This is a genomic window from Bacillus sp. VA13 (genome assembly GCF_055710085.1).
Window position 1 is genome coordinate 84778 of sequence record NZ_JBVQPP010000004.1, and the last position, 15295, is coordinate 100072.

The 15295-nt window shown below is 36.8% G+C and carries 15 protein-coding genes; 5 read left to right on the forward strand and 10 right to left on the reverse strand.

Annotated elements, in window-relative coordinates:
• Positions 1–130 precede the first annotated feature (130 nt).
• Together AC0C66_RS15745 and AC0C66_RS15750 are read left to right on the forward strand one after the other, a co-directional pair.
• Complete coding sequence (locus AC0C66_RS15745; RefSeq protein ID WP_165762157.1) at positions 131–304, forward strand: hypothetical protein; 174 nt, start codon at positions 131–133, stop codon at positions 302–304.
• 131 nt (positions 305–435) lie between these two features.
• Positions 436–1044 (forward strand): CPBP family intramembrane glutamic endopeptidase, encoded by a 609-nt coding sequence (locus AC0C66_RS15750; protein ID WP_175304919.1) that lies wholly within the window; start codon positions 436–438, stop codon positions 1042–1044.
• Positions 1045–1238: 194 nt separating this feature from the next.
• Here AC0C66_RS15750 and AC0C66_RS15755 read toward each other — a convergent pair whose 3' ends face one another.
• The 4 genes from AC0C66_RS15755 to AC0C66_RS15770 all read right to left on the reverse strand — a co-directional run bounded on the left by AC0C66_RS15755 (position 1239) and on the right by AC0C66_RS15770 (position 5745).
• Complete coding sequence (locus AC0C66_RS15755; protein WP_072183275.1) at positions 1239–1832, reverse strand: YdeI/OmpD-associated family protein; 594 nt, start codon at positions 1830–1832, stop codon at positions 1239–1241.
• Between the two features lie 386 nt (positions 1833–2218).
• The gene (locus AC0C66_RS15760) at positions 2219–2593 is read right to left on the reverse strand and encodes a hypothetical protein (protein ID WP_072183276.1); all 375 of its coding nucleotides are present in this window, start codon (positions 2591–2593) and stop codon (positions 2219–2221) included.
• A gap of 364 nt (positions 2594–2957) precedes the next feature.
• Positions 2958–4259, reverse strand: a complete 1302-nt coding sequence (locus AC0C66_RS15765; protein WP_072183277.1) for an MFS transporter — start codon at positions 4257–4259, stop codon at positions 2958–2960.
• Positions 4260–4356: 97 nt separating this feature from the next.
• A complete protein-coding gene (locus AC0C66_RS15770; protein WP_072183278.1) occupies positions 4357–5745 on the reverse strand; it encodes an aminotransferase-like domain-containing protein in 1389 nt (462 codons plus the stop codon).
• A gap of 241 nt (positions 5746–5986) precedes the next feature.
• On the opposite strand from AC0C66_RS15770, the gene AC0C66_RS15775 reads away from it, so the two are divergent.
• Both AC0C66_RS15775 and AC0C66_RS15780 read left to right on the forward strand, forming a co-directional pair.
• Complete coding sequence (locus AC0C66_RS15775; RefSeq protein ID WP_472973625.1) at positions 5987–6859, forward strand: AraC family transcriptional regulator; 873 nt, start codon at positions 5987–5989, stop codon at positions 6857–6859.
• A gap of 499 nt (positions 6860–7358) precedes the next feature.
• A complete protein-coding gene (locus AC0C66_RS15780; protein WP_041521131.1) occupies positions 7359–7820 on the forward strand; it encodes a CarD family transcriptional regulator in 462 nt (153 codons plus the stop codon).
• 778 nt (positions 7821–8598) lie between these two features.
• Here the strand turns inward: AC0C66_RS15780 and cspC are convergent.
• Positions 8599–8799 carry a cold shock protein CspC gene (gene cspC, locus AC0C66_RS15785; protein WP_013351108.1) on the reverse strand — a complete coding sequence of 67 codons (201 nt, stop codon included), beginning with the start codon at positions 8797–8799 and terminating at the stop codon, positions 8599–8601.
• Positions 8800–9266: 467 nt separating this feature from the next.
• Positions 9267–9437, reverse strand: coding sequence for a molecular chaperone TorD family protein (locus tag AC0C66_RS15790; protein ID WP_326199873.1), 171 nt, complete (start codon positions 9435–9437; stop codon positions 9267–9269).
• 109 nt (positions 9438–9546) lie between these two features.
• Here AC0C66_RS15790 and desA point away from each other — a divergent pair, with 109 nt between their 5' ends.
• Entirely contained in the window at positions 9547–10575 is a 1029-nt protein-coding gene (desA, locus tag AC0C66_RS15795; protein WP_072183283.1) for a Delta(5) desaturase DesA, read from the forward strand.
• Between the two features lie 865 nt (positions 10576–11440).
• Here the strand turns inward: desA and AC0C66_RS15800 are convergent.
• Genes AC0C66_RS15800 through AC0C66_RS15815 form a run of 4 tightly spaced genes read right to left on the reverse strand, consistent with a single transcriptional unit; the run spans position 11441 to position 15285 of the window.
• Positions 11441–12676, reverse strand: a complete 1236-nt coding sequence (locus AC0C66_RS15800) for an HAD-IIA family hydrolase (protein ID WP_240510055.1) — start codon at positions 12674–12676, stop codon at positions 11441–11443.
• 11 nt (positions 12677–12687) lie between these two features.
• Entirely contained in the window at positions 12688–13506 is an 819-nt protein-coding gene (gene thiD, locus AC0C66_RS15805) for a bifunctional hydroxymethylpyrimidine kinase/phosphomethylpyrimidine kinase (protein ID WP_072183286.1), read from the reverse strand.
• A gap of 1 nt (position 13507) precedes the next feature.
• Entirely contained in the window at positions 13508–14278 is a 771-nt protein-coding gene (locus AC0C66_RS15810) for a class I SAM-dependent methyltransferase (protein ID WP_072183287.1), read from the reverse strand.
• The gene (locus AC0C66_RS15815) at positions 14278–15285 is read right to left on the reverse strand and encodes a thymidylate synthase (RefSeq protein WP_072183288.1); all 1008 of its coding nucleotides are present in this window, start codon (positions 15283–15285) and stop codon (positions 14278–14280) included. Before AC0C66_RS15815 ends, AC0C66_RS15810 begins: the two co-directional genes overlap by 1 nt.
• Positions 15286–15295 lie beyond the last annotated feature (10 nt).

Genomic DNA, 15295 nt, shown 5'->3' on the forward strand with positions numbered 1-15295 from the left:
TTTGAGCAACATCACAGTAAAAAACGTGTTCCATTATTTGTTTGCTCGGGCCTTATTAACCTTTTTGAGATGCGGTATCCAGCAACATAATGTATAATTCTTCCTATCTACTTGCAGGAGGCATTACATCATGAAAATTAGAGTTACTGGAATTTTAGTTGGTATTACTTTATTTATTACTGGTATTCTTTTGCCAGAAGCAAAATTTGATTACCCTCAGTGTATTAGTTTTGCTGGAGCTTTTATAGCATCAACATCTATTGGAAGTCTCATGAAACTCAAAAAGCAATCGGCAACTAACTAACTTTTGAATGTCTCCTTCCTAGAAAGAGGCAGGGGGCACGAAACGGGCACTGTTTTTCGGCGAGTGCCTTCTACAAAATAGAGATATAAAGTGTTTTTCATTCATCTAAAAATACAGAAAAGAAGGTAAGCATGGAAAATATAAAAGACGAAACCAAGAAAATAAAAAAGGATTTCAATCCAAAAGACGCTGTTTTCGTATTCTCTTCTTTTACATTCATTTGCGTGGCTATCATTTTTATGCTAATGGTTTATGATGTACTCACGATTCAAAATTTCCTGTCATTCGATAAACCAATCAGAATGATACTGCATGTATTTATTGCTTCATTTGCTCTGCTTTTGTTTGGTGTAATTTTATCGCTTTCCATTCCCTCCAAATATATTGACGATACAAACAAGAGCTATCAAAATTATTCACTGTTAAGTATTGTTGCCTTTATGTTTGCAGGTGCGTTATTTGAAGAACTTTTGTTCAGGGGAACTATTCAAAATTTGCTTTTTATATTCATAGAGAACCAATGGATTGCAATTATAACTGCCACTCTAATTTTCTTAGGTTTTCATATCCAATACTTTCAAAAGCCTATGATGCTCATAAATATAAGCATCCCAAGTTTGACTTTCGGGTGGATATATTTTGACACGAACAATATTTTAGTACCTTTTGTTGTACATTTTCTAATGAACTTAGGCATAACGCTTTTATTTAAATACAATGTATTACGGATGAAAAGATAACGCATATAACTTAATTTATTGATATTTGGGCCTTGATTAACTTTTAATTAAGGTTTTTTTACACATTCCTCGACATTTCAGCGTATCTATTTTTTCAATGCACACACTAATTATTGCTTCTTTCGAATCTTTTTTGTTTTTAGGAATCCGAAGCAGTTCGAGTAACTAGTAATACTTAGAGTTCCGGAAAATTACTAATCCTTTAATCCCTTTCCATCGAGAATTTTTTGCACATATTTTTCAACCCTTGACTCTCGGGTTTTGGATTGTTTGGCTTGAGAAAAATGAAGAATATATGCTCTTTGCCGTCCTGGCGTCAATGCTTCAAAAGCTGTTTTCAAGGCAGGGATTTCATCGAATTTATTTTGAAGTTCTTCAGGAATTTTATATTCTGTATTCTTTTTTAAATCCACTTCCAACCCGGCTTTTTCAACTTCAATGGCCTCATGAATATAGGCTTTCAAGATCGTTTCCATTTCATCAATTTCCTGAACATTGGTGAACCGGATCTGGCGTGCCGCCTGTACATTCTCCGTTTGTTGGATGAGAATCCCATGGCCATCCTGTAACAAGGCACCTTTGTGAAACAGAAGCGCACAATATTCTTTAAATCCATGTATTAAAACGATGTTCTTATTATTAAGCGTGTAGCAAGGATGCTTCCACTTAAATTCTTCGGTCAGCTCACAGTCAAGAACGATAGCTCTCAACTTCTCATATTCTTCCTTCCACTTTTTCGCTTTACTTAAAAATTCATCAACCTTAGGATTCGTTCTGCTATTTGTCATGAAGGAATTCCCCTCTTTCCAGGCATTTTTAATAAAGGCTTAATGGTTCGTCATACATTTACGTGAATTAACACTAATGAAGTCCAGTTTTATTTTTGACATCTCGGTATTTATTTTATTCTTCTATAGGTTCCTTCTCTTATTATTCAATAGATTAAGCTTAAAGTGGAGATGATGCAACAACAAAAAACACAGGGATTCATATGACGGACATCTTATGAGATATGCCCGGGTACACTTTGCTTGCCGAGTATCTATATCCAAACAGCAACAGCAGTCATCAAGGGTTATATCCATGTCCACAATATAAAAAAAGAAGGCCAATATAGCCTTCTCACCTTGTTTTATTATTTCACTCACAATCTGAAAAAATAACAATTCAATTATCATGTACCTTTTTTATTCTTGCCAATGCATAAGGTTACTGCAACACTAGCTATACTGACTAAAGTTCCTGCAACAGAAACAAGAATTGTCAAAAAGCCATTGGGAATAAGAAATCCAATTGGAATGAGTCCCAGAAAAGTTAAAACGATAAAACATTGATATACTCCTGAAATTATTCTTACAACCAAGTTACCAAAAAAGGACATGGTTAAAGGAGGGATGAATAAAAATACAATGATCCCAATTGATATCATTAAGATAATAGGCTGATCAAATGAAATGACGTTATCTCCAGGGGAATCTTTAGCAGCTACCAGCACAACGACGATAGACATCATTAGCGTAAGAAAAACAAGACAAAACCTTTTTAACAACGGTATGACTCCTTTTTTATCATTTTACCTAACATCGGGTATCCTGACTTTTTTCAATTCCATATCCAATTTATGTTATGTAATAAAAAATATGAATGCAACTCTATTTTTCATTGATTCTTCTATTCTCACTCTCATGATCCAAGCAATATCAAACGCTTGCTTTCTAACAGCTTCACTCCTTTTCAGGAAATTTTTATAACAATCTTTATGTAACAACATAACAAATTAATGGAAATTAGACAATTCAAACCTTATGCTGGATCAATGGGCAAAAACATAAGCAGGAAGAAAACTGGCATAAAAAAATAATACCAAAGGCAGTTAAACCCTTGGTATTATTGGGATAACGGGTATTGACCCATCAGGCTGACCTTTTACCTCCACGAGACCAAACCACCACTGGAATAAGTAATAACGATAAGATCCCTCCAGCAAACGATAATGTTAGGAAACTTGAACCTTCCACGATCATTCCAGACAATGCTCCGCCAGCAGCTCCTGACAACGCAATCAAAACATCCACTGTACCTTGGGTTTTTGCCCGTGTGGAAGTTCCAGTTGAATCAACAATAAGTGCCGTCCCGCTTATCAATCCAAAATTCCATCCTAATCCAAGTAAAGAAAGAGCGATGACGAGAAGGACCATAGAATCCCCTGGTGCAAATGCTGCTATTAAGCCTGCCAAAAGCAGCGCCGTTCCAGAAGCAATCGCCATCGCGGTACGTCCCAGCTTATCAACAAGGACACCTGTAACCAGTGAAGGAAGATACATGGCACCTATATGAAAACCAATGACAAGACCGACTGCCCCCAAGCCATGTCCATGATGTCTCATATGAACTGGTGTCATTGTCATAATAGCCACCATTACGATTTGAGTAAAAACCATTATCGTTGCGCCAACGATGATGCCTCTTTTGTTTTCTGCTTGCTCGTTTGTAGCCAAATGTCCTTTATCACTAGGTTCTTGGTTGATCGATTCGATTGTTCTTGCTATCACTAATGGGTCCGGACGAAGCATAATGAAGAGGACCGCACCTGCCAAGATATATGCTGCCGCGGCTAAAATGAAAGGGCCTGCCAGTGATGGAACATCAATCGAAAGAGCGAAATTCCCCATCACATTCACTAAACTTGGACCGGCAACTGCACCAAATGTTGTAAAAACCATCGTAATACTAACAGCAGTCGCCCGCTGTTTACGATTTGCCAAGTCCGTGCCTGCATAGCGAGCTTGTAAATTTGTCGCTGATCCAGCACCATAAATAAGCAATGAAGCGAATAACAGGATAACACTATTTATGATTGCCGCAATGATGACTCCTATTGCTCCAAGGCCGCCAATGATAAAACCAGCTGACAGACCTGTTCGCCGGCTAAAACGCTGTGAAAGTCTCCCGACAACTAATGCAGCCCCAGCTGAACCTAAAGTAAACAAAGCAGCAGGCAGACCAGCAAACGCGTCCGTCCCAAGCATTTCCTGTGCGATAAGCGCGCCGACTGTAACCCCTGCGGCCAGCCCTGCACCGCCAAAAATTTGTGAAATACTGACAACAAACAATGTACGCTTGTATAACGCTTTTTGTTTTTCTGGAGAATTGATGTAGCGTTGTAACGAATCTGTTTGAACCTCTAATGCTTTTTCACTTTCCTTGTGTAACATAGTCTGACCTGCCTTTCTAAGAGCCTCACTCTAGATGTGGATCATCATAACACGCACAAAAAAGCCATACAATATTATAATTGTATGGCGAACAATATTAGGTAAGACCGTTTAACAAACGTTTAAGGATCATTAATCCTTGCTCAAGCTCTTCGAGTGTTTTTGGTGCACAGACAGAAACCCTTACAGCCCTTTCTGGACAACTATTTCCGACTACAAAGCGTTCAGCTGCATACACTTGCACCCCATGTTGTGCAGCTAATTCTTCAAATTCAGCTCCAGTCATTTTCCCCGGCAACAACAACCAGCGAAAGATGCCTGTTTCAACACCTAAACATGTATAGTCAGCAAAATACCGGTTTACGATCTGATTTCTGCGAATGGTTTGTTCACGATGGCTCTCAATTAAGACTTCAAATTGATTTGACACAATCGTGCGGGCTGTAAGTTCAGCTAATAATGGGGAAACGGTTATATTTAAATTATAAAGCGCCTTTGAAATCGGCTCCTTAAATTGACTCGGTGCTGCTACATAGGCTAGCCGCAGACCAGGTGCTAACGATTTTGATAAACTTGCAATATGGATAACCTGTTCCGGCGCGAATGATGCAAGTGCTGGAAGCGGGTTTTTGTTGAGAAGATGGTACGATGCATCTTCAATAACAAACAGATGATATTTCTTTGCTAATTCTGCAATCATTCTTCGATTCTCAACAGACATAAAGGAAGCTGTCGGATTATGATAATCCGGGATCAAATAAACGCCCTTAATATTTTCATTTTTACACGCGTATTCAAGTGACTGCGGACTCATTTCATTATTTACTGATTTAATCGGCACGATTTGCACACTAAGCATTGATGCCACAGTTTTTAATCCAGGGTACGTATGATGGTCAACACCAATGCGGTCTCCAGGCTTACAAAGACTCGCCAATGCAGCAGCGATCGCATTTTGTCCCCCATTTGCAAACAAAATGTGATCAACGCCTGTTTCAACCCCGCCTCTTCGGATTAGTTTTACAGCTGCATCCTTTTGCCAAAGGCTTTCGCCCGTCCGGCCATAACCAAACCATTTTTCATAATCTTCATCCTGCAGCATGTTTTTTAGTTGGAGTAACAGCGGCTCATAAGAAGCATGATCAGGAAGTGTTGCACCCATTTCAATTAAATGCTTCGGCTTTGTATCCTCAAGTAAATACGTATTCGATAACGCATCGTATGATACAAATGTGCCGCTCCCTACCGACGCACTTAGCAAGCCCTTTAACTCACACACTTTAAACGCTTTTGAAATGGTACTCACATTTAAATCTAAATAATCGGCCAGTTCTCGCTGTGGAGGAAGTTTTGTTCCAGGTAATAAAACTCCGTTTATAATATCCTGTTCCAATTGCCCTGCAAGTGCTTTATAGATAGGCTTTTCCGTTTTATCAATTGATGGCTTCCAGCTCATCGGATAATTTTCAAAAGAATTAATCGGCATGAGACGCTCCTTTTTCACTCAATTATAAGAACGTGTTATTTATAAAACAATGATAACCCTTCTTTCATTTTATGCAATCCAAGCAATAATCCTTTTCTCTTGTTAGGTGTTTTCTCTATCTGTACAAATACAGGTGAATAACATAATTTATTACATATAAGTTATCCTGCAAAACTGTGCACGGAATGTCGGGTAGATACATTTCGCTCCTGCTATTCTTTTGTTAAAGGAGGTCAAATAAATGGATTCGCTTAAAAGGATGAATACAGCACTAAATTATATTGAAGAAAACCTCACAAATGATATTGATTTTAAAGAAGTAGCAAAGCTTGCTTTCTGCTCTGAATATCATTTTAAAAGGATGTTTTCCTTCCTTGCAGGTATTTCATTATCGGAATATATTCGTCGCAGACGTCTTACTCTTGCAGCTTTTGAACTGAAAGACAGCAATGTAAAAGTGATTGACATAGCAATAAAGTACGGTTATAACTCACCAGATTCTTTTGCGCGGGCATTCCAGAATTTACATGGCATAAACCCATCAAAAGCCAGACTTAATGGCCATTCCCTTAAAGCCTATCCACGAATGACCTTCCAGCTATCAATCAAAGGAGGAAATGAAATGAATTACCGTATTGAAGAAAAAGAGGCATTTCGCATCGTTGGCATTAAAAAAAGAGTTCCTATTATTTTCAATGGGATTAATCCGGAAATTGCATCTATGTGGGAAAGTTTAGATGAAAAAGCAATAAATAAACTAAAAGAGCTTTCTAATGTAGCACCATCAGGACTCATTAGTGCATCCACGAATTTTTCTGAAGGTCGGATGGAGGAGAATGGAGAGCTTGATCACTATATTGGCGCAGCCACAACGAAACAGTGCCCAAATCACCTATCACAGCTTGAAGTCCCTGCCTCAACATGGGCTGTATTCGAAGCAATCGGACCATTTCCGGATGCAATGCAAGAAGTATGGGGACGGATTTATTCCGAATGGTTTCCATCATCAAATTATGAACAAATAGAAGGCCCAGAAATCCTGTGGAACGAGCATAAAGATGTAACATCGCCATCTTTTAAAAGTGAAATTTGGATACCGATTCTAAAAAAGTAATATTTCACGATGATGTAAGAGGAATTGAAGGATCTTTAAGGCGGGGGCTAATTCCTTCCTCTTTATGCACCAACTTGATCCGCGGCAATTTTTGAAATCACCGTTTGAAGAGCTGTCTGCAAACATCGATAAGCTTGGTGAATTATTCTAAAAAAACACCAAGGGTCTACAACCCTTGGTTTAAAAATTGGTGAATTTGTGCCCATATAGATTAGCAAACATGTCATTAATGCCAAGTCATGAATTCGTAAAGAGATTTAATAACTCATTTTCAATGAAAAACTGATTGATGTTAATTAGTCGGGTTTCAGGATATACACGGACCATTGCCCTTTCCTTTATTGGGAATCCGACACGTTCCCTATTGTTTTTGCTTGATCTGATTTTCTAAATAAAGTTATTGACAACTAAAAATTGATCATGTTATTATTAAAAGTTTGATATTCCACCTCCATATATGGTAATCTTAAGAAGGTTACCATACATGGAGGTGGATGATATGTTTCAAATTGGCGATAACATTGTTTATCCAATGCACGGAGCAGGTATAATTGAAGCCATAGAAGAAAAAGAAATCTTAGGGAAAAAACAACAGTATTATGTCATAAAGATGACGATTAGTAATATGCAAGTTATGATTCCAACGCGTAAAATATTGAGCTCAAGTATACGACCAGTTACTGATATACGTGCATTAAAACACATTATACACATTTTTCAGCATGGAGAATCAGATAGGTTACTGCCGTGGAAGCAAAGGTATATAGTAAACACGAACAAAATAAAAACGGGTGAAATACAAGAAGGCGCTGAAGTTGTACGTGATTTACTGCGTATGAAGAAAGAAAAAGCACTTAATGCAAGCGAAAAAAAAATGTTGGATAATGCATATGAATTTTTGATTAGTGAACTGGAAGTAATTAAAGGAATCACTGAAAAACAAATAAAAAGTTTTTGTTAAGGTTAATTATAGAGAATGTATCGCATGAAAATCCCGAATTTTTCGATAATATCACGATAAAAAGTAAAGCCATTTCAAAAACGTTCAACTTCTTCAACTTACTAATAAAACATTAACCTCTTTTGTTATTCCTACAATCTAATCCATTTTTATTATTTACATTTTTTCTACAACATTTGAAGTTTTATCAAAAAAACTCGATGAAATAGTCACTTGATGTTTGTAATCCTGATTCACACTGGCACGGACAAGGAGCCGTAAGGATGGAAGAGAGGTAGGGCTTTCATTGTTTTAGGTATCTCTAAGTGATTATTTCTTGTAGATAAAACATTCAATTTCCACTCTATCTTTAAGAATTTCTTATATCCACTGCGACAGTGAATAGTAATTGTGTATCTTCTTTTCATAAAAGAGATACACGGGTTGTTAACATTTAAATATATGGCCCACAATAAAAAAATGACGAAGTTCTAGAACTAGAAATCATTTTTATGATTCATTTAATCTTGTAGTTAAATTAACGGGCAGGTTAGTGAAAAAAGAATGAATAAAATGCAGTTGCATTCGAAAAGAAAAGTAATTAATTTATATACATTCCGCATATTGTCAATCCAGTATGTTATACTGTAAACAAACCTTTGAAGTTTTAAATCTTTTTCTATTACCTTGTAGCATCTCCCTACTCGAACGTTGAGTAGGGTTTTTTATTGAGAATTATTAAGAGAACATAAAAAAACAGGCCCTATAGAAAGAGCCTGTTTGTATAAACGATTGAAGATTAAGCTTTTTGAACGTTAGCAGCTTGAGCTCCACGAGCACCTTGCTCAACGTCAAACGTTACTTTTTGACCTTCGTCTAAAGATTTGAATCCGTCACTTTGGATTGCAGAGAAGTGTACGAATACATCGTCTCCGTTTTCACGTTCGATGAAGCCAAAACCTTTTTCTGCATTAAACCATTTCACTGTACCTTGTTCCATTTTTGTTGCCTCCTAGTGTGTAACCACACAGTGTATACTATCCTTGCCCAAAGTATCATCAAGACGAAAAGTCAATATTCATACTATCCTTTACACCGAACAAAAATAATTCTTCTTTATCATAACACGAAACGGAAATAACTGCAAATTAATATTGTCGTTTTATTCATGGCATTATTTGTTAAACATATGGATGCCAGTGCGAATAAGAGGCCTATTAATAACTATGGTTTGAAAACACTGTGAAAATGAATCACGAGTGTCTTCAAACCTGTTTCTTTGCTTAATAGTATTTCATTAATGATTGTCAAAAAGCTCAGCTGTTTCTTGTTCAAGTACAAGATAATCTTTTAAAGGCAGGGCTGTTCACTTGTAAAACTTTGTTACTGCAGATGTTTCCAAACAGTCACTCATGGATATCCCCATTACTTCATTATCACTTTCCAAAACCTTTTCACCTCAAACAATCAATGTTCACGGTCTAAATAAATCGATTCCCATAGGGGAGCAGTGAGCGAGTTTGGCCCGATAAAGAGCCGGGTATAATCTTCATACACCATTTGTATCCCGGCTGGCTCTGCTAATAAAGATGTAATTGAACTGGAAATCAGTTTATCATTTCCAATAATTTCACAGATAGAGGGGAAGAATACTTATCATATATGTGGTGTATGACGTTGGGCCTTCAAAGGCTATAAAACGTTTTCTACACTTAGAAGATCATCAGGGAAGGGGAAACTTTTAAAAATGAAAGAACAAAACCTAAGGACTTTGAGAAAACTGGTTACACCTTATGAAAAGTCCGATTTACAAAAAAGTATTTGTCAAATCATTAACACATTGGTACCATTTTTCCTGCTATGGTGTTTGGCATATAAGAGTTTGTCGATTTCTTATTTCCTTACATTAGCGATTTCTGTCGTTGCGGCAGGTTTTTTAGTAAGAACCTTTATCATCTTTCATGATTGCTGCCACTATTCCTTTTTTAAGAACAGAAAGGCGAATCGAATCCTTGGAACAATAACAGGAATTCTGACTCTGCACCCTTTTGATCATTGGTCACACGACCATTCTGTCCATCATGCGACAAGCAGCAACCTGGACAAACGCGGTACAGGCGATATTTGGGTACTTACCGTTGAAGAATATAAGAAAGCCTCAACTAAGACAAAAATCATGTACCGTTTGTACAGAAATCCGTTTGTTATGTTTATGATTGGGCCGATTTACGTCTTCGGGATTACCAATCGTTTTAATCGTAAAGGGGCAAAACGCAAAGAACGGATGAATACGTATGTAACGAACCTGGGGATCGTCACTTTGGCAGCACTTTTATGTTGGGTTATTGGCTGGCAAAACTTCCTGCTGGTTCAGGTGCCCATTTTTATGATATCAGGATCTCTCGGAATTTGGATGTTTTATATTCAGCACACGTTTGAGGATTCTTATTTTGAAGAAGATGAGCATTGGGAATATGTAAAAGCAGCAGTTGAAGGGAGTTCTTTTTATAAGCTACCAAAAGTTATGCAATGGCTAACAGGAAATATCGGTTTCCATCATGTTCATCATTTAAGCCCGAGAGTCCCAAACTATAAGCTTGAAAAAGTGCATAACAACACTGAACCATTGCAAAACGTTCCGACCATTACACTGGCAACAAGTCTCAAGTCGTTAAAGTTCCACCTATGGGATGAAGAAGGCAAAAAATTTGTTGGTTTTAGCCACTTAAAAAAAGCTTCTAAAGGCCAAGTATCAGCGCGGCTAACAACAGATTAAATAAACTCCCCATAATCGATGAAAGGGACAGTGTATCTTGCAGAATAAAAGTGCAGACTCGCGCAACGGTTTTGTGCAGAGGTCAGCACTTTTTTAGTGACTCGACAATGTGGTACATTTGTTGCCGTATTTTCCGCAAAAAAATAATACCAAAGGTGATTAAACCCTGGGTATTATTGGGATGCGGCCGAGAGGACTTGAACCTCCACGGGTTATTCACCCACTGGGCCCTCAATAAAGTGAATCTGTACTTTCTGTTACAAACCCTTTTTATATCAGTGTTTATTTATTTTGATTATGTTGGTTTACAATGATTTACTCATATTGTGGAGTGAAAATGGAGTAGTTTTTTCATCACCAGAAAGTTACATGACATGTCATTGGTGTCAGGTCTTTTAAAATAGCCGAAATAAAGAGAGAGAAAGCTTTTAAATTCTCAGTAATCTTGTATATTTAATTGATTATCGTATGGCTTTTAGAGTTTCAAGAATTTTTCGTATAGTACTTTACCAATATCGCTTACGATTTTTTCTTGTATTTGTATCCAAATAGGGGTTGCTTCTTTATTTGTTATTTCTGACGTCCCCAATTCAACATGACAGTCTTTTTTTATTTTGCAATTCTTTGTTTTTTCAGATCCTATATCGCAAGTGTGAAGGCTCATTCAATCTCTATGTTTGCATAAAGTTACGTTCATTTTGTGTACAAAATAATCACTACTACTTCATCAAGGATAAATCTGTAGGGAATCAAATAAAAAAGATACCAATTTAATCATTGGCATCTTCTCTATTTGATTCCCTTCACACTTGTTTGCATACTTCATCGGATACTTCATCTTACTAATTGAAAATATAAAGTTAATTTAACGAATAAAAGCAAGGTCTTTCTGTGCTAAAGCATCTTCCAGCCACCTAGGGTGCATTGGCAATAGATTATCAGGTAACTCATGAATATTAAAATACCTAACTTCTAAGGCCTCCTCTGTGGATTTTTTCAATGTCCCTCCAATAACTTCACATTGAAAACAGTTGGTAATAAAGTGACTGACTCTTCCGTCAGGGTAAATAAATGTTTGTGAGCTTGGATCTGAATAAACTCCTATCATTTTAGAAACTTTAACAGTTAATCCGGTTTCCTCTTTTATTTCTCTTATTATCGCTTGTTCAACTGATTCACCAGGTTCCACATGTCCTGAAGGGATGCCCCATAGACCATTATCAGCACGCTTCATTAATAAAACCGAACTTGATTCTTTGATTATTATTCCAGCGACTCCAGCTTTAACTTGTTCTGTCCATTGATAATCTGGTTTCTCACGCACTTCTATCTTAACTTCACTATCGAACAAATACTTCAAATCTCGGATCACAACATCTGGATTTCTAAAGTCATGTTCTACAGGAAATAAGGTATTTTGATCAGAAACTAAGATTGAAGCTATCCCCATTCGATTCGCTCCAATAATATCTGTCTCAGGTGTATCTCCAATCATGACGCATCTCTCTTTGTCTTCAAAGGACTCAAGTACTTTTTCAAATATTGAAGACTCCGGTTTTCCAATTATAATGGGCTTTTTATCTGCTCCCGTTTTAACAGCCGCTACTATGGCACCTGTAGCTGGAGCTGGTCCATTAGCGGTGGGAAATGTTTTATCTCCATTTGTAGCAATAAATGAAGCCCCACGGCGGATGAGATTTACCGCCTTATGTATATCTTGAAAAGTAATATTGTTATCCCATCCAATGACAACAGCTTCTGCTAGGTCTTCTTCAAGATCAATACCAGCTTTTTGAATCTCACTTTTAAGTTCATCATTTCCTAATATATACGCTCTCTTTACTCCGGCCTTAACAAGGTAATCAGCTGTTGCCCACCCCGAAGTAATTACTTCATCAATACTTGCTGAAATTCCAAGTTTATGAAGCCTTTTAACAATCGTCTCTCTTGTAACACAGGGATCATTCGTTAAAAAACGTATGGATTTCTTTTCTTCACGGAGACGTTTTAAAGAAGAAACAGCTTCTGGTAAAGCTTTGTCTCCTATATAAATAACTCCGTCTAAATCGAATAAAAATACATCATATTCCTTATAGATCATCATAACACTCCTTAAGTAGCTGTCGTGGGGTTAATGATTGAGCGATACGCGAAATGATTTGTAGGCCCATGTCCCTTCCCAATACCTAAAGGATGTTTAATAGCTGCTGAAATAAATTCTTTCCCAGTTGCTACAGATTTCGGTATACTGTGCTGCTTTGCTAGCTCTGCAGTTATAACGGCCGAAAAAGTACAGCCTGTTCCATGGGTATGTTTTGTATCAAAGCGAGGAGAAACAAATTCCTCGAAAGCCTCATCACAATACATAATATCGCGAGCTTCTCCGTTCAAATGCCCCCCTTTTACGACAGCACTCTTTGCTCCATATACTTCCACAATTTCTTTAGCAGCATCGCGCATCTGCTGTACAGTTTTAATTGATTTGCCGATTATTACTTCTGCTTCTGGAATATTTGGTGTAATAACAGTTGTTTGAGGTATTAATAATTTTTTCAAATGATTAACGGCATCCTTATGAAGTAGATGATGTCCGCTTTTAGCAACCATAACTGGGTCCATCACATACGATTGGAAATTAGCCGCTTTTAATTTTTCAGCTATCAGTTCTATAATATCCACGCTTGCAAGCATACCAGTTTTTACAGCATCCGGTTTTATATCTCCGATGACACAGTCTATTTGCTGAGATATATTATTCAGAGATACCTCCTCAAAACTTTTCACACCAAGTGTGTTTTGAGCAACAACTGATGTAATAACAGCCATTCCAAATACTTGCTGCTCCTGGAAGGTTTTTAAGTCTGCATGAATTCCCGCTCCCCCGGTTGGATCTGTTCCAGCAATCGAAAGTGCTTTATAGATATCCGTCAACTCATACACCTCCTAAGGTAGGTTTCACTGCTTCAAAAATTATAAAAGGCGGGTATTCCTTTTCACTTTTCCAATTATTAAATTTGAATTTTTGTTCGATGGCCTTTAACTGCTCTCCGTCAATATCGTTTAACGTTGGTTCCAGTAATGTTACACTTTCAAAACCTACATTAGATAAAAGTTTATAGTACATTGACTTCGGCCAATGAAAGTCATTTAAAATTAAATCTTCTTGTTCAGGAACATGAAGCCACTCATTTCTTTCTTCTCCATAAGAATACTCTTTCCCCGGTATTCCGTTGCGAAAGGTTGAAAATTCTATTCCAGTTGAGTCAGGGTTTGTATCGAGTATAACAAAAGAAGCACCTGGTTTTAACACACGAAAAATTTCATCCATGATTCTTTTGATACGTTGATCACTATCTGTATTAATAAAGACGTAACATGCCATAGCAGCATCAACTGAATGATCTGGTAAGAAGGAAAGATTATCATGTTCAATTAAATGATAGTCAACATGTGGATGTTTTCTTTTTGTCTTTGCTATATCCAACATCTTACTTGATTCATCTACTGCGATTACATTGCAATCTATTCTGTCAGCTAACCTATATGCTACCTTTCCGGGACCACAGCCAAAATCGAGCACCTTTTTAATATCCGCTTTATCAAATTTACGAAAAACATACTCAAAACCTAATGTTTGTTCTAAAACGTCGTTATAAGCATCGAATTTACCAGCAACACTGTCTTCTTTCCAAGAAGTTTTCATTAAATTTCCTCCTTTTGTTTAGTTGAGAAGTAATTAAACCACTTATTTCTAACAAAAAATTGATAAGTAGGAAGTAAGCCTTGAAATAGAGAAAGGTCCATATCTCGCTTATAAGCAATATGCTGATATATACTGAAAAGTAAAAGAACCTGTTCCCAATACTCAGGTAATTCTAGAGTTTCAATATCCTGCCTTGACAATGAAATTTGATCTTTTCTAAGCAAAGACTCATATTCTAAAACTGTTTCAATGAAAGGCCAATTATTCCCGGCAGGCATTTTAGGAAATTCAAAAGCCGAGGTATCATTATAATTTTTAGCTTCCTCAAGTACTGTTTTTGCCCATTCGTTGTCGGACTCGTAGATATGAATGGAACCAACATTATGGAAATATTCTCCGACTTCTAAATGAAGTTCTCTCGCCATTAATTCTTGCATAAATGTAAAAGAGAAAAGATCACTAATCATTCCTCGAAATGCATCATTTGCACGCATTACGGAAGACATATATAACTTGTTTTCTCTTATGAAAAATTGCAAACCGATTGTGCAAGAAACATCAATGTTTCCAGAAACGAAGAGTTCCGAGGCATCGAATATTTGAATAAATGCCCTTTTTGAATCAATGTCTTCTTGTGTCAAAAGATTTTTTATTCTATTCCATTGATTTAGTTTTGCGTTTCCAAATTCAAATATTTTAGGTCCATACGCAGTGCCTGTTAATGTTTTTTTATTCATTGAATATAAAGGCATTTTTTTATTGTAATAACTAATAAAATCTAAGTTGTTACTCCCCGACAAATACCATAAAACTTCAGCAAAATTAAACACGATATTTGTTTTTCTAGAGGGTAAGTAAGTGACACGTTCTACTGGATTTTCAAGGGTCAGATGATAGTTCAATTTTTCTTTGCTTTTTTGTCCACGCGGTGAATTCAAAAATTCAGGGTTGTGATAGATGTCATACAGTGTTTCCATATATGCTTCATGAAAAGTTCTCTTTCTCATTTAGATTCCA